At 62.6% G+C, this 21,675-nt stretch carries 23 protein-coding genes and 1 pseudogene; 14 read left to right on the top strand and 10 right to left on the bottom strand.

Annotation, left to right across the window (positions count from 1 at the left end):
• Positions 1-18 precede the first annotated feature (18 nt).
• Together QIY50_23355 and QIY50_23350 are read left to right on the top strand one after the other, a co-directional pair.
• Positions 19-1,242 carry a zinc-dependent alcohol dehydrogenase gene (locus QIY50_23355; protein ID WGV20194.1) on the top strand — a complete coding sequence of 408 codons (1,224 nt, stop codon included), beginning with the start codon at positions 19-21 and terminating at the stop codon, positions 1,240-1,242.
• Complete coding sequence (locus QIY50_23350) at positions 1,235-1,678, top strand: short chain dehydrogenase (GenBank protein WGV20193.1); 444 nt, start codon at positions 1,235-1,237, stop codon at positions 1,676-1,678. Before QIY50_23355 ends, QIY50_23350 begins: the two co-directional genes overlap by 8 nt.
• 45 nt (positions 1,679-1,723) lie before the next feature.
• Here the strand turns inward: QIY50_23350 and QIY50_23345 are convergent, their stop codons facing one another.
• The 6 genes from QIY50_23345 to QIY50_23320 form a co-directional block, all read right to left on the bottom strand.
• On the bottom strand, positions 1,724-2,248 hold the full coding sequence (locus QIY50_23345; GenBank protein ID WGV20192.1) for a hypothetical protein: 525 nt from the start codon (positions 2,246-2,248) through the stop codon (positions 1,724-1,726).
• 106 nt (positions 2,249-2,354) lie between these two features.
• The gene (locus QIY50_23340; protein ID WGV20191.1) at positions 2,355-2,651 is read right to left on the bottom strand and encodes a hypothetical protein; all 297 of its coding nucleotides are present in this window, start codon (positions 2,649-2,651) and stop codon (positions 2,355-2,357) included.
• A gap of 112 nt (positions 2,652-2,763) precedes the next feature.
• Entirely contained in the window at positions 2,764-3,477 is a 714-nt protein-coding gene (locus tag QIY50_23335; GenBank protein ID WGV20190.1) for a DUF72 domain-containing protein, read from the bottom strand.
• 44 nt (positions 3,478-3,521) lie between these two features.
• Positions 3,522-3,848 carry a hypothetical protein gene (locus QIY50_23330; protein ID WGV20189.1) on the bottom strand — a complete coding sequence of 109 codons (327 nt, stop codon included), beginning with the start codon at positions 3,846-3,848 and terminating at the stop codon, positions 3,522-3,524.
• Between the two features lie 18 nt (positions 3,849-3,866).
• Positions 3,867-4,085: a hypothetical protein gene (locus QIY50_23325; protein ID WGV20188.1), complete on the bottom strand. Its 219-nt coding sequence runs from the start codon at positions 4,083-4,085 to the stop codon at positions 3,867-3,869.
• 154 nt (positions 4,086-4,239) lie between these two features.
• Positions 4,240-4,464, bottom strand: a complete 225-nt coding sequence (locus QIY50_23320; GenBank protein ID WGV20187.1) for a general stress protein — start codon at positions 4,462-4,464, stop codon at positions 4,240-4,242.
• A gap of 268 nt (positions 4,465-4,732) precedes the next feature.
• Here QIY50_23320 and QIY50_23315 point away from each other — a divergent pair, with 268 nt between their 5' ends.
• Entirely contained in the window at positions 4,733-6,523 is a 1,791-nt protein-coding gene (locus tag QIY50_23315; protein WGV20186.1) for a thiamine pyrophosphate-requiring protein, read from the top strand.
• Between the two features lie 13 nt (positions 6,524-6,536).
• Positions 6,537-7,076 (top strand): type 1 glutamine amidotransferase domain-containing protein, encoded by a 540-nt coding sequence (locus tag QIY50_23310; protein WGV20185.1) that lies wholly within the window; start codon positions 6,537-6,539, stop codon positions 7,074-7,076.
• An 87-nt stretch (positions 7,077-7,163) separates the two neighbouring features.
• Here the strand turns inward: QIY50_23310 and QIY50_23305 are convergent, their stop codons facing one another.
• The 4 genes from QIY50_23305 to QIY50_23290 form a co-directional block, all read right to left on the bottom strand.
• The gene (locus tag QIY50_23305; protein ID WGV20184.1) at positions 7,164-7,622 is read right to left on the bottom strand and encodes a MaoC family dehydratase; all 459 of its coding nucleotides are present in this window, start codon (positions 7,620-7,622) and stop codon (positions 7,164-7,166) included.
• Positions 7,623-7,715: 93 nt separating this feature from the next.
• Complete coding sequence (locus QIY50_23300) at positions 7,716-9,089, bottom strand: LLM class flavin-dependent oxidoreductase (protein WGV20183.1); 1,374 nt, start codon at positions 9,087-9,089, stop codon at positions 7,716-7,718.
• Positions 9,090-9,265: 176 nt separating this feature from the next.
• Positions 9,266-9,901 (bottom strand): dTMP kinase, encoded by a 636-nt coding sequence (locus tag QIY50_23295; GenBank protein WGV20182.1) that lies wholly within the window; start codon positions 9,899-9,901, stop codon positions 9,266-9,268.
• 254 nt (positions 9,902-10,155) lie between these two features.
• Positions 10,156-11,799 (bottom strand): acetolactate synthase large subunit, encoded by a 1,644-nt coding sequence (locus QIY50_23290; protein WGV20181.1) that lies wholly within the window; start codon positions 11,797-11,799, stop codon positions 10,156-10,158.
• A gap of 170 nt (positions 11,800-11,969) precedes the next feature.
• Between QIY50_23290 and QIY50_23285 the strand changes: the two genes are divergently transcribed.
• The 10 genes and pseudogenes from QIY50_23285 to QIY50_23240 all read left to right on the top strand — a co-directional run bounded on the left by QIY50_23285 (position 11,970) and on the right by QIY50_23240 (position 21,455).
• A complete protein-coding gene (locus tag QIY50_23285; GenBank protein WGV20180.1) occupies positions 11,970-12,851 on the top strand; it encodes a LysR family transcriptional regulator in 882 nt (293 codons plus the stop codon).
• A 516-nt stretch (positions 12,852-13,367) separates the two neighbouring features.
• Entirely contained in the window at positions 13,368-14,333 is a 966-nt protein-coding gene (locus tag QIY50_23280) for an amino acid ABC transporter permease (GenBank protein ID WGV20179.1), read from the top strand.
• A 15-nt stretch (positions 14,334-14,348) separates the two neighbouring features.
• Positions 14,349-15,113 (top strand): amino acid ABC transporter ATP-binding protein, encoded by a 765-nt coding sequence (locus QIY50_23275; protein WGV20178.1) that lies wholly within the window; start codon positions 14,349-14,351, stop codon positions 15,111-15,113.
• 61 nt (positions 15,114-15,174) lie between these two features.
• Positions 15,175-16,014 (top strand): ABC transporter substrate-binding protein, encoded by an 840-nt coding sequence (locus QIY50_23270; GenBank protein WGV20177.1) that lies wholly within the window; start codon positions 15,175-15,177, stop codon positions 16,012-16,014.
• A 97-nt stretch (positions 16,015-16,111) separates the two neighbouring features.
• A pseudogene (locus QIY50_23265) lies at positions 16,112-17,408 on the top strand (FAD-binding oxidoreductase).
• A gap of 20 nt (positions 17,409-17,428) precedes the next feature.
• Positions 17,429-17,899: an Lrp/AsnC family transcriptional regulator gene (locus QIY50_23260; GenBank protein ID WGV20176.1), complete on the top strand. Its 471-nt coding sequence runs from the start codon at positions 17,429-17,431 to the stop codon at positions 17,897-17,899.
• 239 nt (positions 17,900-18,138) lie between these two features.
• A complete protein-coding gene (locus QIY50_23255) occupies positions 18,139-19,323 on the top strand; it encodes an MFS transporter (GenBank protein WGV20175.1) in 1,185 nt (394 codons plus the stop codon).
• A 97-nt stretch (positions 19,324-19,420) separates the two neighbouring features.
• Positions 19,421-20,386, top strand: coding sequence for an endonuclease (locus QIY50_23250; GenBank protein WGV20174.1), 966 nt, complete (start codon positions 19,421-19,423; stop codon positions 20,384-20,386).
• 160 nt (positions 20,387-20,546) lie between these two features.
• Complete coding sequence (locus QIY50_23245) at positions 20,547-20,855, top strand: hypothetical protein (GenBank protein WGV20173.1); 309 nt, start codon at positions 20,547-20,549, stop codon at positions 20,853-20,855.
• A 48-nt stretch (positions 20,856-20,903) separates the two neighbouring features.
• Positions 20,904-21,455: a YbhB/YbcL family Raf kinase inhibitor-like protein gene (locus tag QIY50_23240; protein WGV20172.1), complete on the top strand. Its 552-nt coding sequence runs from the start codon at positions 20,904-20,906 to the stop codon at positions 21,453-21,455.
• Positions 21,456-21,675 lie beyond the last annotated feature (220 nt).

The raw sequence follows: 21,675 nt of genomic DNA, 5'->3' as shown, positions 1-21,675 counted from the left end.
TTTGCAGGAGTTGAATTCATGAGAGCACTGACTTATCACGGGGCACAGGACGTGCGCGTCGACAATGTTCCGGATCCGATCATCCAGGACGAGGACGACATCATTCTGCGGGTTACCGCCACGGCCATCTGCGGCTCTGACCTGCACCTCTACCACGGCAAGATTCCGCAGACCGAACCCGGCGACATCTTCGGCCATGAGTTCATGGGCATCGTCGAAGAGACCGGGCGCGCTGTTACCCATTTGCAGGTCGGTGATCGGGTGGTGATCCCTTTCGTGATCGCCTGTGGCAGCTGTTTCTTCTGCCAGCTCGAGCAGTTCGCCGCCTGCGAAACCACCAACACCGGCCGTGGCGCCATCCTCAACAAGAAGGGCATCCCGCCCGGCGCTGCATTGTTCGGCTACAGCCACCTGTACGGTGGCGTGCCCGGCGGGCAGGCCGATTATGTACGGGTCCCCAAAGCCAATGTTGGCCCATTCAAGGTGCCCTCCGCCCTGCCGGACGACAAGGTACTGTTTCTCTCGGATATCCTGCCCACAGCCTGGCAGGCCGTCACCAATGCGCAGATCGGCCAGGGCTCGACCGTGGCCATCTATGGCGCCGGGCCGGTCGGGCTGCTGAGCGCTGCCTGCGCGCGCATGCTGGGCGCCCAGACCATCTTCATGGTCGATGACAATGCCTACCGCCTGGCTTTCGCGCGCGATTCCTATGGCGTGGTCCCGATCAATTTCGAGCAGGACGACGACCCGGCCGACAGCATCATCCGCCTCACGCCCGGCATGCGTGGCGTGGATGCGGTAATCGATGCAGTAGGCTTCGAAGCCAAGGGCAGCACCACCGAAACGGTACTCACCGCACTCAAGATCGAAGGCAGCAGCGGCAAGGCACTGCGTCAGAGTATCGCGGCTGTGCGTCGCGGGGGCATCGTCAGTGTGCCCGGGGTGTATGCAGGCTTCATTCACGGCTTCCTGTTTGGAGATGCCTTCGACAAAGGCCTGACCTTCAGGATGGGCCAGACCCATGTGCAGAAATTCCTCCCGGAGTTGCTTGAACACATCGAGGCCGGGCGCCTGCAACCGGAGCTGATCGTCACCCACCGCCTGGCACTGGAAGAGGCGGCCATGGGCTACAAACTGTTCGACCAGAAGCAGGACGACTGCCGCAAGGTGATCCTGGTGCCGGGCGCTGCGGCCGGCACGCTGGGTACGGGCTTTACAACAGGAGTAACCAGCCATGATTGACCCGGCTACCGGCATGAAGCCGGGCGAACGCTACCGCGTGGAAAACCTTGAGCGAGCACATCAGTTTCCGGGGTTTTTCCTCGACGGCAAATACTACCTGGGGCCTGAACTGCTCACCGCCATTGGCTGGCTCGAGGGGCAACGGTTCATCTATGACGAGCTCGACGCCACCGGCGAGCCGGTTTTCCCCGGCCGCGCTGCAGGAGACATCGCTGACCTGACCCTCACCCTGGTCGACGGTACACGCCTGAAGATTTCAGCCATCGAACACTGGCCGCCCGAGTACAAGGCCAGACGCATCGAACAACCTGGCTCAGCCCCGGCTGAACCGAAACCCGGCCGCTCGCAACAGCCCGTGCGCGGCATGCTCGTGGCAACCGCGCTGCTAGCCTTGGCGGGTTGTGTGTTGACAATGCTGCGCCGTAGACGGCGCTGAGCCATGCAGCGCGTGGCCCGGCGGCGTCATGCCGGGCCACGGTGCTCACGCCAGCTGGATGAACACAGCGTAGGTACCGAGGATTACCCAGAACACCAGGAATATCCACGGCGTACGCAGCGAGAACAGCAACGACTTGCGGTGCCCGGCCAGTGAGGTTTCCGCCTCACTGAACAGGGGCGATTCGTCATATGCCAGCCCCATCAATGGCTCGCTGCGCAGCAAGTGGCTCTGCTTCAGTTGCCAGTGCTCGATGATCTTGTAGGCTGCTCGAATACCCGGCCAGGCATTGAGAGAACTCAAAACGCCCAGCAAGGCGAGAAACGGCGGAACGACCAGGGTGAACATCTCGCCCCAGCTCTGGTTCAGGTTACCCATCGATGACACGAAGGCGATGACCAGAAAAGACTGCGCAGCGAGATAGGCGTCGGTGCGGTTGGCGAGGATGCTGGTCTCATACTGTATTTCGCAGCGGTAGAAATCCAGGCGCTCCTTTGGCGAACCGAACATGCGGGCGTTCTGCTCGCTGATTTCGTGTTCAGGGGTAGCTGGAGTGATGATTCGCGGCACGCGCTGGCTCCTGAAAGTGAGGATGATCGTGTCTCGAAACCTGAGCAGCGAATCCATGAGCGCAGGCCTGCCTGAAAACTGCAGACAGGCCTACTGCGCCTCCCGCTCAGCTACTGCCCGTACCGCTATTCGAGAATTTCTTTACATCAATGGGCGGAGCGACGAACTCGGGCCCTTCTCCTGACGCACGCCAGCGCACATTGTTGATGCCATAGCGCTCAGCCATCGGCCGGCTGACCTTCTTTATCGTGTGCTGGCCAAACCGCGGAATGATGCCTACCCCCGCGTCGCAACTTGCCCAGTGCCATGCCTCGGCGTTGTTCATACGCTCGAGCCGGATGATGAAGGTGCGATATTCCCCATGAAGCTCATACTCGATCACATACAACTGCTGTCCTGCCATTGGACTCTCCTTCGTCGATTCAGACTAATGGAGCGAGCCATGCGGAAAAAGATTCATTAATTTTGACCAATTGGTCACCGCTCTTTTCCGTCCCCTGGTGTGCACGCCCTGCTCAGCGCAGACGCTGCTCCAGGGCCAACGCGTTTACCGTCGCGGCACCGGAGGCGGTGTTGTCGAAAATACACCAGGCGCAAGCTCCGGCGGCATGGCTTTGCTGCAGGCGTTCAGCCAGTTGCTGGAGGTATTCGCTGGCGTACTCGCTGTGATAGATCCGCGGCTCGCCATGCAGGCGCCAGTAAACCAGCCCGGGCCATCCACCCGGCTGCCCATCGGTAACGAAACGCGCTGGGCTCGCCGCCACCTGGGCGATGCGCAGGTCGGCCAGCATCTGCTGTGCCGACTGCCAGCTTGCGTGCCTGGGCTCCAGCGCCACCGGTCCGGCATACCGTTGCCGCAGGCTTTCAAAGAAGCGGCGTGCCTGTTGAGGGTGATGTTGGAGGGATGGCGGCAGCTGCACCAACAGGCAACCCAGGCGGTCGCCCAACTGCCCGCATTGAGCGAGAAACGTGTCAAGCGCGTATTCGCATCCCTGAAGTTGCTGCTCATGGGTAATGGCCTTTGGCAGCTTCACTGCGAAGCGGAAACCCTCAGGCACCGAAGAGGCCCAACGGGCATAGGTTTCCGGGCGATGAGGGCGGTAGAACGAACTGTTGATTTCTACTGCATTGAAGCGGGTGGCGTAGCGTTGCAGATGGCTGCCAGGCTGCGCAAATGCCTCGGCATCACGACTGGACAGACTCCATCCCGCACACCCCAGATAAATCATGACAGCCCCTGTCGTAAACCGCGGCTGCAACGGCAGAACATCATTCACCAAGCCTCGACCTTGCCGGTTCGGCTACTGGCCGGTTCATCACCGCACGCCTCGTCCTCATCCTCCCGCGCAACACGCCTGGCATACCCCACTCCCCACACCAGTGCCCGGCTCATGGTTTCCCCGGCGCGCTGGTCATAGGCTTGTTCGCACACCACCGAACCGTCGGGGCGATAGACCCCGATGAACAACTGGGTCGCCCCCGTGCGTGACAGGCGCGTCTGCACTTCGATGCAGGTGCCGGTGTCGAGCACTTCGTCATGGGTTTGATGGTGCAGAATCGGGTCGCACCACTGCCTGTAGGTTTCACCTCTTCTTTTCATGTGCCAGCCCTCATCTTTTCATGGCTGCTGATAATGCCCCGGCGATGTGCCTGGCTCATGATCATGTTGCAGACGCTGCACCTGTACGTCGGTGAACGATGACGCCTCGCTGCGGTGCAGGCCTTGCAGGTAGTCACGCGCCGCTTCGCGGCTAAGGTCTTCCTGGTCGCTGCGCAATTCGCAGGTTCCGGGTTGGTTGTCGAGGATGTAGCTGATCAGGTACAGATACTTGGCCATCGCTGTAACTCCTGGCGGGCTGAATGAACACGGGCGACTCAGCTCGATTGATCCTGGCTTGCGTGCAGCCGTTCAGCAGCGACGACGACCGGCTCTGGCGCATGAAAAGGAATCGCCGGGGCGTCTGCAGCCGCCCCGGTCGGTTCAACGGTGATCAGCGGTTGTCATCGCTGTTGCGGCCGCCGCCGTGGCTTTGTTGGCCGCCCTTGCGGCCAGCCTCGGAGGCCCGCTCCGGATCGTTCTTGAAGTTGCCACCGGAGGCCTGCCCCCCCTTGTGCCCCGCTTCCGACGCCTTCTCGCGATCGTTGGCAAAGTTACCTGGATTGCTGTTGGCGGTGCCGCCCTGCTTGCCGCGGCTCTGGTCTTGGTTATTGGCCATGATCTTTACCTCAGGTTGTTGACACAGGATGTTCTGTGTTCACAAGTGACCCGCCGCAAACCGCACGTGGTGAAAATGTTTTTGCAGACGCTGACGAAATGCCTTAAGGAACTGGACGCCAGACATTCAGGCAACACAAGAAGGGGTCGCGCCTTTCGGCGCTCTTTTGGCAAAAGCAGTCCAGTCAGTAGAGCAAAGCGCACACGCTTGAAACTTTCCTGAGCCCGGCCAAGTCCAGACACCTATCGACCAGGCACGGGAGAAGGCAATGACCAGCACGGTAGGTGACTTTCTGGTAGAGCGCTTGTATCAATGGGGTGTACGGCGCATCTTTGGCTACCCCGGCGACGGCATCAACGGCGTATTCGGAGCCCTCAGCCGGGCCGAGGGCAAGATCCAGTTCATTCAGGCCCGCCATGAGGAAATGGCAGCCTTCATGGCCAGTGCCCATGCCAAGTTCACCGGTGAGCTGGGCGTATGCATCGCCACCTCTGGCCCGGGCGCTTCCCATTTGCTTACCGGCCTGTACGACGCGCGCATGGATCACCAGCCGGTGCTGGCCATCGTTGGCCAACAGGCGCGAGCAGCGCTGGGCGGGCATTACCAGCAGGAACTGGACCTGCTGTCGATGTTCAAGGACGTCGCAGGTGCCTTCGTTCAGCAGGCCTCGACCCCGGAACAGGTGCGCCACTTGCTCGATCGCGCCATACGTACTGCCGTTGGCGAACGCCGGGTCACCGCTCTGATCCTGCCCAACGACCTGCAGGATCTGCCCTACCACGAACCACCGAAAGCCCATGGCACGGTGCATTCCGGTATCGGCTACAGCAAGCCCCGGGTGGTGCCCTTCGAGGACGACTTGCAACGGGCCGCCGCGGTACTCAACGCTGGGCGGAAAGTGGCGATTCTGGTCGGGGCCGGTGCCCTGCACGCCACCGAACAGGTGATCGCGGTAGCTGAAACGCTTGGCGCAGGCGTGGCCAAGGCGCTGCTGGGCAAGGCCGTAGTGCCAGACGACCTGCCTTGGGTCACGGGCGCCATCGGGCTTCTCGGTACCGAACCGAGTTATCAGCTGATGAGCGAATGCGACACCTTGCTGATGATCGGCTCCGGCTTCCCCTATGCCGAGTTCCTGCCCCAGGAAGGCCAGGCGCGCGGCGTGCAGATCGATTTGCAGCCAGACATGCTCAGCCTGCGCTACCCCATGGAAGTCAACCTGGTCGGCGATGCCAGCGAAACGCTGCGGGCACTGCTGCCATTGCTCGAACACAAGACCGAGCGGCGATGGCGCGACAAGGTCGAAAGCTGGCGCGCGCACTGGGACAAGACCCTGCACAATCGCGCACTGGTCAAGGCCGACCCGATCAACCCGCAACGTGTGGTACACGAACTCTCCCCGCGCCTGCCCGACCACGCCATCGTCACCAGCGACTCGGGGTCGTGCGCCAACTGGTTTGCCCGCGACCTGCAGATACGCCAGGGCATGCAGTGTTCGTTGTCCGGCGGCCTGGCCAGCATGGGCGCGGCAGTCCCCTATGCCATCGCCGCCAAGTTCGCGCACCCGCAGCGCAGCGTGGTGGCACTGGTGGGCGACGGCGCCATGCAGATGAACAATCTGGCCGAGCTCATCACCGTTGCCAAGTACTGGCAGCTTTGGGAAAACCCGCAGTGGATCTGCGCGGTGTTCAACAATGAAGACCTCAACCAGGTGACCTGGGAACAACGGGTAATGGAGGGCGACCCCAAATTCGAGGCCTCACAGGCGATCCCTGATGTGCCCTATCACCTGTTCGCCATCTCCATCGGGTTGCAGGGCATCTACGTGGAGCGCGAAGAAGAAGTTGCCGACGCATGGGAACGAGCCCTGGCGGCTGACCGGCCGGTGTTGATCGAATTCAAGACCGATCCGGACGTACCGCCACTGCCGCCCCACATCAAGCTGGAGCAAGCGAAGAAATTCGCCAGCAGCCTGTTCAAGGGCGACCCGGATAAGGCCGGGGTCATCGTCCAGACGGCCAGGCAGGTACTCGGCTCTGTATTGCCGGGCAAAAAACTGTAGCGGAGATCAAATGATGAATACCCAACTGAATGGCAAACGCGTGGCGTTCCTGGTTACCGATGGTTTTGAACAGGTAGAGCTGACCGGCCCTCGGGATGCCTTGGTGAAAAACGGTGCCGTGGTCGATATCCTGGCTGACAAGGAAGGCGCTGTGCGTGGCTGGAATCACGACAAGCCAGCCGACGCGTTTGCCGTGGATGCTACCTTCGAAAGCGCCCACCTCGATCTTTACGATGCCATCGTGCTGCCTGGCGGCGTACAGAATTCCGATAACATTCGCCTGATACCCGGTGCTCAAAAGCTGGTGAAAAGTCACAACGCTGCAAACAGGCCGCTGGCGGTGATCTGTCATGGCGCCTGGCTGCTGGTGTCGGCAGGCCTGGCCAACGGCAAGCGGATGACCAGCTACAAGACATTGCAGGACGATATTCGCAACGCTGGCGGCACCTGGGTGGATGAACAAGTGGTGGTGGACGGCAACCTGATCAGCAGCCGCAAGCCGGACGATATCCCGGCCTTCAACGAGCAGCTGATCAAGGCGCTGGCTGGCTGAGCCTGTACTATCCGCGACCGTGCTCCCGACGCTGCGCAGGCACCATGCCGGGGGCCGTGCTTCCGCCCGGGGCTTCGGCCCGGGGCTTTACGAAGCGGCTCGACGAAAGACCAGTACGCGTGAAACAGTGGTCTGGCATACGGCATCGTCCTGATTGAGTGTGGTGCTTTCAAGGACAGCGAAGCCCCGATCAGGCTTCGACTTCGACGCGGCAAGTTCCCTTATGGTTGTGGTGACTCGCAACAGGTCACCTGGTCGCACCGCCCTTGGCCAGGTGATCTCGCTGCCGGCACCAATGAGCCCTCCAGCCACTGGAACACTCTCCACCAACAATCGCATGGTAACCGCGCAGGTATGCCAGCCGCTGGCAGCCAATCCAGCAAAAAAGGTGTCCTTTGCAGCATCGACGTCCGTATGGAATGGCTGAGGGTCGAACTCCGAGGCGAAGTCCACGATCCGCTCCCGGGTCATTTCATACGCACCGCTGATGAAGGACTGGCCTACTTGCAAGTCCTCGAAACAGAGCCTGTCAGTTGCAGAAGCCATGGGTTACCTCCGGCGGTATACAAGGTAGCAACGGCATAGCGTAACGCCTGGAGCTGGCGCCAGTTAAGCCCTTCCTTGCGCTCACAGGTTTCTTCAGGCCGACCGGAATGAAGCGCCATATGCGCTCGCTGGCAAACGGTTGGCGCCGTCCGCTCTCAATCGGGAGCGGAAAGTCCCGGTCTGCGGCTCGCTCCGGTAAAGCCCGCGCTTCTGGAGCTCCGGTACTATCAGCTCGACAAAGTCCTCCAGTGTGCCGGGGCTGGTCAATGGATTGAGCATGTAGCCACTGGTGCCCGAGAGACGCGCATGGTGTTCGATCCGGTCGGCTACCTGCTGCGGCGTGCCCACCAGGATCAGGTCGGTACCCCGTGTCACGTTGGCAAAGCGCTGCCTGACGTCCCCCGCGGTCAACGGCTTGCCGCTGCCATCCGGGCGCATCATGTAGGAGGTCAGGCCTTCGGTATGATTCGACAAGGCATCACTGTCGGCATAGCGGCTCAGGTCGAAGCCGGTGTCGCCGGCATAGCTGACGAGCTGGGCCTCCAGATGGTAGTTGCTCTGCAGTTCGTCGTACTTGCGCTGGGCCTCTATCTCGGTTTTGGCGGTGACGATCCGCAGCACCGTCAACGATTGCACATCCCCCCGGCTGCGGCCACGGGCCTCGGCCATCGCCCAGATTTCTTCCAGGCCTTGGCGGATTTCCTGGGGGTTGGACTTGGCGATGAATATCAGCTCGGCATGTTTGGCTGCGAACTCGCGCCCTCTTCCTGACCACCCCGCCTGAATCAGCAACGGCGTGCGCTGTGGCGACGGCGCACAGAGATGTGGCCCGGCCACCCGATAACGCTCGCCAACGTGATCGACAGGCTTGACCCGTTCCCCTTGGGCATACACCCGGGCTGCCTTGTCGGCGACTACCGCATCATCCGCCCAGCTCCCTTCCCAAAGCTTGTAGACCACATCCATGAATTCCTCGGCACGCTCGTAGCGATCGCCATGCCTGATCATCTCTTCCAGGCCGAAATTGCGCGCGGCGCTGGAAAGATAGGATGTGACGATGTTCCAGCCGATCCTGCCTTGGGTCATGTGGTCAAGCGTGCTGAATCGCCGGGCGTGAGTGAACGGATGCTCGTAGGTCGTGCTGACGGTCGCGCCGAACGCCAGTTGCCGCGTGATGGCAGCCAGCCCAGGAATGATCATCAGCGGGTCGTTGGCAGGCGCCTCGACGGCCCATTTCACAGCCGCATCCGCGTTGCCGCCGTACACATCGTAGAAGCCCAGTACATCGGCGAAGAACAACATGTCGAGATTGGCCTGGTCGGCGATACGGGCCTGATTGGACCAGAACTCGAAGGTGTTGGCCGACAGGCGCTCGTCAGCAGGATGAGTCCAGAGACTCGGTGCGCCACCGCAGCCGACACTGGCCTGTTCGTAGAGCGCAAACAATAGGGGCTTCGGATCGGACATCGGCGGTTACTCACAGGCAATGGTTTCTAAATAGTTAATAGCAATATAAAAACTATTTAAACAACCATTATGGAATATGCATGTGCCGCCGGGCTATAGCCGTCCCGCCCTGCGCGTGCTGCCCGGGCCAAGCCGTTGGTTACCTGGGCCAGAGCAGCAGGACCAACGCCAGCGGATCAGTTTTCACCGTTCAAGCCAGATGATCGACGCACGCTGTCGATTTCGGCCACGATCTGCCTCGTTGCCTCCTCGATCGGCCCTTCATTGCGGCACAGTACCCAGCCATGATCCACAACCGCACGTTCGAACGCCTCGGTACACGCCACCTGCTCGTCCAGGCTATGGATTACCGTACTGCCCAGCCCGCGCGTTCGTGCCGCCGCCCTCGCCCATGAGGTAACAGGGGCCGTTACAACCCCGACGTGCAGGTCCGGCACTTGCACACGCCGCTCGATGTTCAACCGCAAGATCTCGTCGAACGGTACCGTGCGGCGAAATGCGGCATCAGACGGGTACCAGCGATCGATCAGAATGATGCTGCCCGGTGGCTGCGCTGGCAGAACCTGCCGGGAAATCCAGGCACGGCTCTCGGCAAAACGCTCGCATACCCTGAACTCCAGGTCCTGGGAGGGATGCCTGGCCAGCTGGTTGACGAGGGCCATGGTTGCTTCCCTGCAGGGGTCGTTTTTTTTCTCGCTAAGCCGGATGACTTTCTGGCCGGCAGCCCTCAAGGCTTTGGTAACCGCCTCAAGAAGCGTGGTTTTACCTGTGCCCTTGGGCCCATCGAGGGAAACGAACAGCGGGAGGTTCATTATTCAATACCAGTCGGTCCGGGCACGGGATGAGACCATTGATCGTGGCCTGGCTTCAAGAAGTCCTGCACGATCCGCTGACCGCTGTGTGCGCTCATGTACCGAATGAATGTCGCGAAAGGGCCGCAGAGCGGCCCCGGCGATTGTTGCGGTAATGCTGAAATCCGGGGGCCGCTTTGCGGCCCATCGCGACACAAGGCCGCTCCTGCAGAGGATTGGCGCCAGCCCTGAGGTGGCGCCGTACCTGTCAAGCCTTACACCGCCAGCGCGCGCTCACGCAGCTCGCTGTTGAGGATGCGGTCGTTCTCGCTGTAATCGACCGGGCAGTCGATCACGTGCACGCCCGGGGTCTTGATGCAGTGCTCGAGCAGCGGCAGCAAGCCTTCGGCGCTTTCCACGCGGTGGCCGTTGGCACCGTAGGCTTCGGCGTACTTGACGAAGTCCGGGTTGCCGTAGTCCAGGCCGAAATCGGTGAAGCCCATGTTGGCCTGCTTCCAGCGGATCATGCCGTAGCCGTCGTCACGCAGGATCACCACGGTGATGTGCATCCCTAAGCGTACTGCGGTTTCCAGCTCCTGGCTGTTCATCATGAAGCCGCCGTCGCCGCACACCGAAATCACCGGGCGGTCCGGGTGCACCAGGTGCGCGGCCATGGCCGATGGCAGGCCGGCGCCCATGGTCGCCAGGGCGTTGTCCAGCAGCACGGTGTTCGGCCTGTGAGCCTTGTAGTTGCGGGCGAACCAGATCTTGTAGATGCCGTTGTCCAGGGCAACGATGCCTTCGGACGGCAGCACGCGACGGATGTCGGCAACCAGGCGCTGCGGGTAGACCGGGAAGCGGTTGTCGTCGGCACCTTCGGCGATCTGCGCTTCGTTGGCTTCACGAATGGCCATCAGGCGGGTGAAGTCCCAGTGCGAAGTGTCGTTCAGCGCTTCGCTGATCTGCCATACGGCGTTGGCGATATCGCCGATCACTTCCACCTGCGGGAAGTACACGGCATCGACTTCGGCGGAGCGGAAGTTGATGTGAATGACCTCGGTGCCACCACGGACCATGAAGAACGGCGGCTTCTCGATTACGTCGTGGCCGATGTTGATGATCAGGTCGGCGGCTTCGACGGCGCGGTGCACGAAGTCACCGGACGACAGTGCAGCGTTACCCAGGAAGCGCGGATGGCGCTCGTCGACCACACCTTTACCCATCTGCGTGGTGATGAACGGGATGCCGGTCTTGTCGATCAGTTGCTTGAGGACCTTGGCGGTCATCTTGCGGTTGGCGCCGGCGCCGATCACCAGAATCGGGCTGCGCGCGTTCTGCAGCTTTTCAACGGCAGCTTCGATGGCCACGTGCTCGGCCAGCGGGCGACGGTGCAGGCTGCGCGGGATCGGCAGGGCGTCGGTCTGCTCGGCGGCGATGTCTTCCGGCAGCTCCAGGTGCACGGCACCCGGCTTCTCTTCTTCAGCCAGGCGGAAGGCTTCGCGCATGCGGGCCGGGATGTTGTCGGCCGAGGCGAACTGGTGGGTGTACTTGGTGATGGGGTCCATCATGCCGCACACGTCGATGATCTGGAAGCGGCCCTGCTTGGACTTCTTGATCGGCTTCTGGCCGGTGATCATCATCATCGGCATGCCGCCCAGGTAGGCGTAGGCGCTGGCAGTAACCAGGTTGGTGGCGCCAGGGCCGAGGGTGGACAGGCTGACGCCGGTCTTGCCGGTCAGGCGGCCATAGGTGGCAGCCATGAAACCTGCGGACTGCTCGTGACGGGTCAGTACCAGCTTGATCTTCGACTTGCGCAGGGATTCGAGCAGGTCGAGGTTTTCCTCACCGGGAATGCCGAACACATACTCGACACCTTCGTTTTCCAGGCATTGCACAACGACATCGGCGGCCTTGGCCATTTGGGGTACTACCTCAAAATCTTTGTGGGATTGCAGTTTTATTAAGCTGCGTGACTGAGTTGTTGCAGGATGTCTCAGTGGCGCGCATCGTAGGCCCTCTGGTTAATAATAATAAATATATTGTTATGATGCTTGGCATCACAATTTGTTATGAACGGTAAGCCCCTTCAATGAACCTCAAGGCATTGCGCTGCTGCGTCGAGATCGTACGCCAAGGCAGCTTCACCAAAGCCGCGCAGCACCTGCATATCGCCCAGCCGGCACTGAGCATGGCAGTTACCCGTCTGGAAGAAGAACTGGGCGTGACCCTGTTCAACCGCACCACGCGCAAAGTCATCCTGACGGCCGAGGGCGAACGGTTCCTGCCCCGTATCGAATCGGCCCTGCGCGAAATGGATGTGGCCCGGCAAGAGCTGCGCGACATGGCCGACCTGAAGCGCGGCGAAGTGCGCCTCGGTATCCCGCCGATGTTCGGCCTGCACTATGTGCCCGGTTTGATGAACGCCTTCCGCAAGCTGTATCCGGGCATTGCCATGACCGTGTTCGAAGGCAGCGCCGAGGACATTGGCCAGCGCCTGGAACAACGGGAAATCGACCTGGCGCTGCTGGAGTCCAGGCGCGTGCCGCCCGACAAGGAATCGATCCTGCTGGGCAGCGACGAGATGCTGGCATGTATGCACCCTGACCATCCTTATGCCGGCAAGGCCTTCCTCACGGCCGAGGACCTGCGCAATACCGACATGGTGGTGTTCGACCGCACCTTCGTGCAGCGCCACCTGCTGGACGCGTTCTTCGCTGAACATGGCATCACTTACCAGGTGGCGCTGCAAAGCAACTTCGTATCGCTGGTGGTGCAGGCCGCACTGGACAACATGGGCGTGGCGACGCTGCTGCGCTCGGTACAGCAGCGTACGCCGGGCATCGTTGGCGTACCGTTCCAGCCAGCGCAGCAGATGAGCTTCCGCTTGTGCTGGCGTTCGGGGGAATACCTGTCGCTGGCCAGCAAGCGCTTCATCGATTTTGCCGCGCAGACCCACTATCTGGAGCGTTGAGGCCAGCCTGCTCCGGCCCTTTCGCGGCTAAAGCCGCTTCCACAGGGACCCTGTCAGCTCAAGGAATGCGCCATACCTGTGGGAGCGGGCGCGCCCGCGAACACCGGCGCAGCCGGTGCCATCCACCGCGTCGTCTGCTTCGCGGGCATGCCCGCTCCCACAGGGTCCCAGCCAGCTGAGGAATGTGCTGTACCTGTGGGAGCGGCTTTAGCCGCGAACACCGGCGTAGCCGGTGCCATCCACCGCGTCGTCTGCTTCGCGGGCATGCCCGCTCCCACAGGGTCCCAGCCAGCTGAGGAATGTGCTGTACCTTGGGAGCGGCTTCAGCCGCGAATACCGGCGCTGCCGGTGGCTAACGATTTGACGGGGCTTGCAGCAGATGTCGGGCATCGCACTCCTCAAATGCCAGCAAAAAACTGTAAAACGTTGCAATCCGTCAGGTTCTTGCCTGCACTTCGCCTCCCTACAATGGCCTCACAACAACAAACGAGCCCAGCTCCGTGAGGCACGACCCCCATGTACAGAGACCACATCGTCAAACCGCGTGCGACCGACAACCCGGCGTTCATGGCCCTGGCCACCGCCGTCATCTTTGCACTCGCCCTGTTCTACGGCGTCGGCGACGGTAGCCTGGCCCGCCTGATGGGTCCGGTCGTGCTCGACCTGCAGGCGCCGCTGCTGCGCAACATGGCCGTAGCGGGCACCCTGGCCGTGACCCTGGTGCTTAACCTGTTCATCCTCGGCCGCTTTCCACTGCGGGCCCAGGTAATCACCGTCTGGGTTGAACTGTTGCTACTGTTCCTGCTTTTCTTCGACACCTTCGACCTGTCCTACAGCTTCATTGCCAGCAAAGTCGGCTTCATGATCACCCAAGGGGTGTTCACCACCGTCTACGTGTCCACGATCTCGATTGCCATCGCCTTCATCCTGGCCCTGCTGGGTGCGACCGCACGGCTGTCGTCCAACGGCTTTGCCATCGCCATCGCCAGCTTCTACACCTCGTTCTTCCGCGGTGTACCGCTGCTTATCCAGATCTACCTGATCTACCTCGGCATCCCCCAACTCGGCTACGTGGTCGGTGCAGTGCCGGCAGGCATCCTGGCCCTGTCGCTGTGCTACGGCGCCTACATGACGGAAATCTTCCGCGCTGGCATCAGCAGCATCCCCCGCGGGCAATGGGAAGCCTCGAGGGCGATAGGCCTGACCCCCTTCCAGGCCATGACCCGGGTGATCCTGCCGCAGTCAATGCGCCTGATCATCCCGCCCACCGGCAACCAGTTCATCTCCATGCTCAAGGACAGCTCGCTGGTATCGGTGATTGGCGTGTGGGAGCTGATGTTCCTGGCCCGCACCCAGGGCCGCGCCGAGTTCCGCCACCTGGAAATGCTGATTACCGCCGCCGTTCTGTACTGGGTGCTGTCGATCCTGCTCGAAGCCGTGCAGTCGCGCCTGGAAAAACGTTTCGACCGCGCCCACCGCTGATCGAGGAGCATCACGATGAATCAAGTAGTCCCAGCCACCGCTGTCCAGGCCGGCGTGTCCATACGCGGCCTGCAGAAATGGTACGGCGAGTTCCACGTGCTCAAGGGTATCGACCTGGAAATCGCCAGCGGCGAGATCGTGGTGGTCTGCGGCCCGTCCGGCTCGGGCAAGTCCACACTGATTCGCTGCCTGAACCTGCTGGAGGACTTCCAGAAAGGCCAGGTACTGATTGCCGGTAACCCGCTGAACCGGGATGCCGCCAGCGTGTCCGCCATTCGCCGCCAGGTCGGCATGGTGTTCCAGCAGTTCAATCTGTTCCCGCACCTGACCGTGCTGGAAAACCTGATGCTCGGGCCGCGCCTGGTCAGCAAGCTCAGCGAGCCCCAGGCCCGCGCCCTGGCCCTGGAGCACCTGGAGCGGGTGCGCATCGCCAGCCAGGCCGACAAGTTCCCCGGCCAGCTTTCCGGCGGCCAGCAACAGCGGGTGGCCATTGCCCGCGCGCTGTGCATGAGGCCGCGGATCATGCTGTTCGACGAGCCCACCTCGGCGCTGGACCCGGAAATGGTCAAGGAAGTGCTCGATGTGATGGGCGAGCTGGCTCAGGATGGCATCACCATGCTCTGTGTCACCCACGAAATGGGCTTCGCCCGCAGGGTCGCCGACCGCATCATCTTCATGGACCAGGGCCAGGTCATCGAACAGGCCCGGCCCGACACGTTTTTCGACAACCCGCGCCACCCGCGCGCCAGGGAGTTTCTCTCGCAGATCCTCAGCCACTGAGGCCTGTGTCTACCGCTGTGCCAATACCACAACAACAATCGCATACCCGGAGACTTACCGAATGAACCCACTTGCACGCTCGTTCGCACTCACTGCCCTCGCCGCCAGCCTGGCCCTGATGGGCGGCACCGCCTGGGCCGGTGCCACCCTGGACCGCATCCACCAGAGCAAGGTCATGAAAGTGGCCACCGCCGCCAACTGGCCACCGCAGTCGTTCCTCGGCGAGGACAACACACTCAAGGGCTTCGACATCGATGTCGCCAACGAAATCGGCAAGCGCATCGGCACCAAGGTGGCGTTCGTCACCCCCGAGTACGGCATCATCACCGCCGGGCGCTGGGCCAGCCGCTGGGACCTGTCGGTCGGCTCGATGACACCGACCCGCGAGCGTGGCCGCGTGCTCGACTTCCCGGCCATCTACTACTACACCCCCTACATGTTCGCCGTGCACAAGGACGCCGCCGGCGCCAGCGCCGCTGACCTCAATGGCAAGACCATCGGCGTCGAGGCCGGTACGACCTCCGAGGACTACATCAACCGCCGGCTGAAGATCGACGCGGCGGATGTGCCTGCGTTCAGCTACACCGTGGAACCAGGCGATGTGCAGACCTACGGCGACAGCATGGGCCCCCTGGATGACCTGCGCATGGGTAACGGCACCCGCCTGGATGCCGCGCTGTCGCCGCTGCCGACCATCATGGGGGCGATAAAGGCCGGTTACCCGATTGCCCCGATACAAGGCAAGCCCGCCTATTACGAGCCGCTGGCCATCGCCACCGACAAGGGCGACGACGCCTTCAACGCCGAGCTGGCCAAGGCCGTCGACAGCATGAAGGCCGACGGCACGCTGAAGCAGCTGTCCGAGAAGTGGTACGGCGCCGACCTCACCCAAGTGCAGTAACCCCATGACCCGCAGACCAGCGCCCTTCAGCTGAAGGGCGTGCGGCCCCCGCGTGCCCGTAAAACATGCACCGCCCAGTAAAAGGATGCCCCAGCCGATGTCCAGCTACAGCAACAACTATTACACCGGGACCATGCGCCCAGCCCCGCAGCGTCCGGCCCTGGCCGGTGAAACCCGCGCCGATGTGTGCATCATCGGCGGCGGCCTGGCGGGCCTGAGCATGGCCCGGGAACTGCTGGCGCGCGGGCGCTCGGTGGTCTTGCTGGAAGCCGCGCGAGTGGCCTGGGGCGCCTCCGGGCGCAATGGCGGCTTCGTGCTGCAGGGCTGGTCCGAAGGGCTGTCGGCGATCGAGCGACGCTGCGGCAAGCAGACAGCAGCGCAGTTGTTCCGGCTGTCACTCGAGGGCGTAGAAATCGTCCGCGATACCATCGCCCGCCACCAATTGCCAGGCTGTGCCGCGACCACCGGCAAACTCAGCGTGGTGCGCTACGACGACGCCGACAACCTGCAGCGCACCCGCGACCGCATGGCCCGTGATTTCGGTTTCGAGATGGAATACCTGGACACCCCGGCGCTGCGCAGCCGCCTGAACAGCGACCGCTATTTCCAGGGACTGCGCGACAGCCATGGTTTCCACTTCCACCCGCTGAACTACTGCCTGGGCCTGGCCGAGCTGGTCGAACTGGCCGGTGGCCGCATTCACGAGCAGTCGCCAATGCTGCGGGTAACACCCAAGGCCGGGCACCACCGCGTGACCACGGCCCACGGCGCAGTGACCTGTGCGGACGTGGTGTACTGCTGCGGTGGCTATGGCGGCGCCGAGTTCGGCCGGCTGCGCCGGGCGTTCCTGCCAATCGCCACCTACGTGGTGCTCACCGAACACCTGGGTGAACGCCTGGGTGACGTGGTACGTACCACGGATGCCGTCGGCGACAACCGCCGCGCCTCGGACTACTACCGCATCGTCGAAGGCGACCGCCTGTTGTGGGGTGGCCATATCACCACCCGCAACCTGCAGGACGAACAACGCCTGGGGCAGTTGCTGACCCGTGACATCCTCAGCGTGTACCCGCAGTTGCAGGGCCTGAAAGTCGCCAAGGCCTGGTCCGGGCTGATGGGCTACGCCCGCCACAAGATGCCGCACATCGGCCCCCTGGGCCCGGGAATGTGGGCCTGTACTTCATTATGGGGGCCATGGTATGAACACCGCACCCGTGGGCGCCAGGGTGGTCGCCGAGGCGCTGTGCGGCGAAACCGATCGTTACCGCCTGTTCGATGCCTACGGCCTGCAATGGAACGGAGGGCCGTTCGGGCCTGCTGCTGCACAAGCGGTTTATGCCGGGCTGAAGCTCATGGACCGGTTCCAGGAAGCGCGCTCGCAGTACACCAACTAGAACGACAATCAGGAATCGCCATGGACGCCCTTCCCCCCGGCGCACTGTTCAAGCTCACCGAAAAGGACCGCCAACTGCTGGCGCTGCTGCAGGCCAATGCCCGCGAACCCACCGCCTCGCTGGCACGCAAGCTGGGCGTGTCACGTTCGGCGGTGCAGGAGCGTATCAACCGCCTGGAAAACGCGGGCGTGATCACCGGTTACAGTGTGCGCATCGACCAGGACAAGCTGCAGCAGGTAATCAACTGCTTCACCATGACCTCGTGCAGCAACAAGAGCTACACCGACGTGATGACCACCTTGCGCAAGATGGAGTCGGTGCAGGCGGTGTATGCGGTGTCGGGCGAAATGGACTTCATCATCCACCTGACCACCCATACCTTGGGCGAACTGAATGCCGAACTGACCCGCATCAACATGATCAAGGGTGTGACGCAGACGGCGTCGCACATTGTCATGGAGACCAAGTTCAGCAAGAAGCTGACGTTGTAACCCCCCTCCCAGGCTTGTGCAGGGCCTTGTGGGAGCGGGCGTGTCGAGGCGTCGAACCGCCGCGAACACCGGCGCAGCCGGTGCCATCCTCCGCGCTGGATTCTTCGCGGGCATGCCCGCTCCCACAGGTGCTGTTCATGCCGCAGGCCCAGGAAGCCGGCCAGCTTCCTCGACGTCACCCTCTCGGATTGACTATGATCCCGCCTTGAACGTTTCAGCATGTTTCAACAAGGATCCAGATGTCAGTTCAGGAATTACCCCCTCTCCATGGCAAAAGTACCGTCGCCAAGATGGAAGCCTCCATGGCGCTGGGCAGTTTTGCCATTGGCACCGGCGAGTTCGCCATCATGGGCCTGATGCCCGATATCGCCAGCAACCTGCAATTGAGCGAGCCCCAGGTGGGCCATGCCATCAGCGCATACGCGCTGGGCGTAATGGTCGGCGCCCCGACACTGGCGATCATCGGTGCCCGGCTGTTGCGCAAGCACATGCTGCTGTTGCTGATGGCGCTGTATGCCCTTGGCAACCTGGCTACCGCCTTCGCTCCCTCGTTCGGTGGCCTGGTCGCCTTCCGCTTCATCAGCGGCCTGCCCCATGGCGCCTACTTCGGCATCGCGGCGGTGGTGGCGTCGAGCATGGTGGCCAAGGACCATCGGGCGGGGGCCGTGGCCCGGGTGATGATGGGGCTGACCCTGGCCATGTTGCTCGGCAACCCGGTCGCCACCTTGCTGGGCCAGTACTTTGGCTGGCGCTCGGCGTTCGTGCTGGTCGGCGTGATCGCCCTGTGCACCATCGCCCTGGTCTGGCGCTTCGTGCCCCAGCGCCACGATGAAGTGCGCAGCGACCCGCGCAAGGAACTGCAAGCTTTCACCCTGCCGCAAGTGTGGATGGCGCTGGGCATCGCCTCGATCGGCTTTGCCGGCATGTTCTGTGTGTTCAGCTACCTGGCGCCGACCATGTTGCAGGTGACCCAGGTGTCGCCGCAGTGGATTCCGTTCGGCCTGGCGGCGTTCGGCGTCGGTGGCATTGTCGGCAACATCGCCGGTGGCAAGCTGTTCGACCGCCTGCAGTTCCGCGCCGTAGGGCTGGTGCTGGTGTGGTCGATTGCAGTGCTGCTGTTCTTCAGTTTTGCCGCACAGGCGCTGTGGAGCCTGCTGCTGGGCATCGGCCTGGTCGGCACCATGATTGCCCTGGCGGCGCCGTTGCAAATCCGCCTGATGGACATTGCCCATGAAGCGCCAAGCCTGGCGGCGGCGTCCAACCATGCGGCGTTCAACCTGGCCAATGCGCTGGGGCCGTGGCTGGGTGGCATGGCGATTTCCGCTGGCATGGGCTGGACCAGCACCGGCTACATCGGCGCAGCGACAGCGCTGGCCGGGCTGGGGATCTACCTGGTGGCACGGCGAATGAAGGGCGGGCACTGAGGTCAAGGCCTGACAGATAGCGTGACGGGGCTGCCATGCTGGTCAGCCCGGAGGAAACGATTACAATGCGCGCCCCAACCTGAAATATGTTTTTCCCATGAAATCACTGCTTTACGCCGTATCGTTACTGTTTTCCTTCACCCTCCCCGCGCTGGCCAGCCCGCCGGCGACCTTCACCGAGGCCAAGGTGATAGCCAAGCAGAAGGTGTACCTGGACCAGGCCAGCAGTGCCATGGGCGACCTGTACTGCGGCTGCAAGTGGACCTGGGTGGGCAAGTCTGGCGGGCGTATCGATGCCGCCTCGTGCGGCTACCAGACCCGCAAGCAGCAGAACCGCGCCGAACGCACCGAATGGGAGCACATCGTGCCGGCCTACACCTTCGGCAACCAGCGCCAGTGCTGGAAAAACGGTGGCCGCGAGCATTGCGTGGATGACGACCCGGTGTTTCGCGCCATGGAAGCCGACCTGTTCAACCTGTACCCGGCAGTGGGCGAGGTCAACGGCGACCGCAGCAATTTCAGCTACGGCATGGTTGCTGGCAATGCCGGGCAATACGGGCAGTGCACCACCAAGGTGGACTTCGTGCAGCGTGCTGCCGAACCACGTGACGAAGTGAAAGGCCTGGTCGCCCGCACCACCTTCTACATGTACGACCGTTACAAGCTGAACATGTCGCGCCAACAGCAGCAGTTGCTGATGGCCTGGGACAAACAGCACCCGGTGTCGGCCTGGGAAAAAGAGCGTGACCGGCGCATTGCCGCGATCATGGGGCATGCCAACCCCTTCGTGACCGGTGAACGCAAATGGACGGCCGGCTACACGCCAGTCGGCAGTGGCGTGGTGCAGGCGGTGCCGGCGAAGGCCGCCAAGCCTGAGGCCAAGCCGAGCCTGGCCAGTGCCGGGTCTGTGGGGGCGGTGCTTGGCAACCGCAACAGCCACGTCTATCACCTTTCCGTCGGCTGCCCGGGCTATACCCAGGTTACCGCGAAGAACCAGGTCACCTTCGCCACCGAGGGTGAGGCGCAGGCAGCGGGTTATCGCAAGGCGGGCAACTGCCGCTGATCGCCTGCTTCAGGGGGCGCGCGCGCCCCCTTTTTGCGGCCTTGCATGGCGACCGGGTTGTGCTGCAGCCCGCAAAAAATGACCATCCGTCGTCCAGGCGGCACCCCGCTCCCCGCCCCCAGCCCAACGAATGACAGATCATCCGCAAAGGAGACGTTCCATGATCCGCATTCGCCCACTCTCACTCTGTCTTGCCCTGGCCATGGCCAGCGTTATTGGCACCAGCTTCGCCGCCACCGACACAGACACCGACAGCCGCCCGCAAACCGACCAGTACGGTGGCAAGACCTCCGGTGAAGGCAGCAGCGTCAATAGCCCAGGCAGCAGCAAGGCCAACGACAGCAGCGACACCGGCAGCAACAGCGATGCCGCCGACGGCGCCGCTGGCGGCTCCAACAGCACCGGCGAAGCCACCGGTTCTGGCGCCGGGCATTCGGGTGGCACCGCCGAGGACCAGGACAGCCATTGAGGCCAGCCTGGGCTACACTGCGGCACAACGCCCTGCCAAGGATTCGCCATGAACCTCAAACCCTGGCTGCTCGCCGCCCTGCTGCCGTGCGGCGCCTTGGCCGTCGCCGGTGGCCAGGGCGCGCTGTCGATCAGCTCATCGTCGTTTACCGATGGCGGCGTGATCGCCTTGCAACAGGTTGGCGCGGATCCGGCCTGCGGTGCCGGTGAAGAGCGCACTCCGCAAGTGAGCTGGGACAACCTCCCCGCAGGCACCCAGTCACTGGCGTTGATCATGTTCGACCCGGACGGCGGCAAAGGTATTGGCGTGGTCCACTGGCTCGCCTACAACATCGACCCGGCTCAGGATGGGTTGAAGGAAGGCGTCGCCGGGCTGACCGGGCAAGGCGTGACGGTGGGGCGCAACTCGCGGGGCACGCTCAGCTACCGAGGCCCCTGCCCACCCGCCGGCGACAACCCGCACCACTACGCACTGACGCTGATCGCCACCGACCTGCCATTGGGCACCCTGCCAGAGGGCCTGGACCGCAGCGGCCTGCTGCAACTGCTGCAAGGCCACGCGTTAGGCGCGCAAAGCCTGGTCGGGCGCTACGGCCATTGATCCTTCCAGTACAAAAAGCAATTGATCGTCCCCATAGCATTTATCCATTGAATGGCCCGGCGAAACTGAAGTAAGCTCGGGCTCAATCACTGGAGAGCAACATGCCAAAACACACCCGCAACCACGCCAACCACACCGGTCGCACCCTGCGCCCTGTGCTGGCCGTTGCCGGCTGCGTGGCACCTGCCAGCTATTACTTCGGGTATTGGTTTAGCCACTA

It is taken from the genome of Pseudomonas putida, assembly GCA_029953615.1.
Taxonomy (GTDB): domain Bacteria; phylum Pseudomonadota; class Gammaproteobacteria; order Pseudomonadales; family Pseudomonadaceae; genus Aquipseudomonas.
The sequence above is the reverse complement of the archived record's forward strand: the minus strand, read 5'-3'. Positions and strand labels throughout refer to the sequence as shown.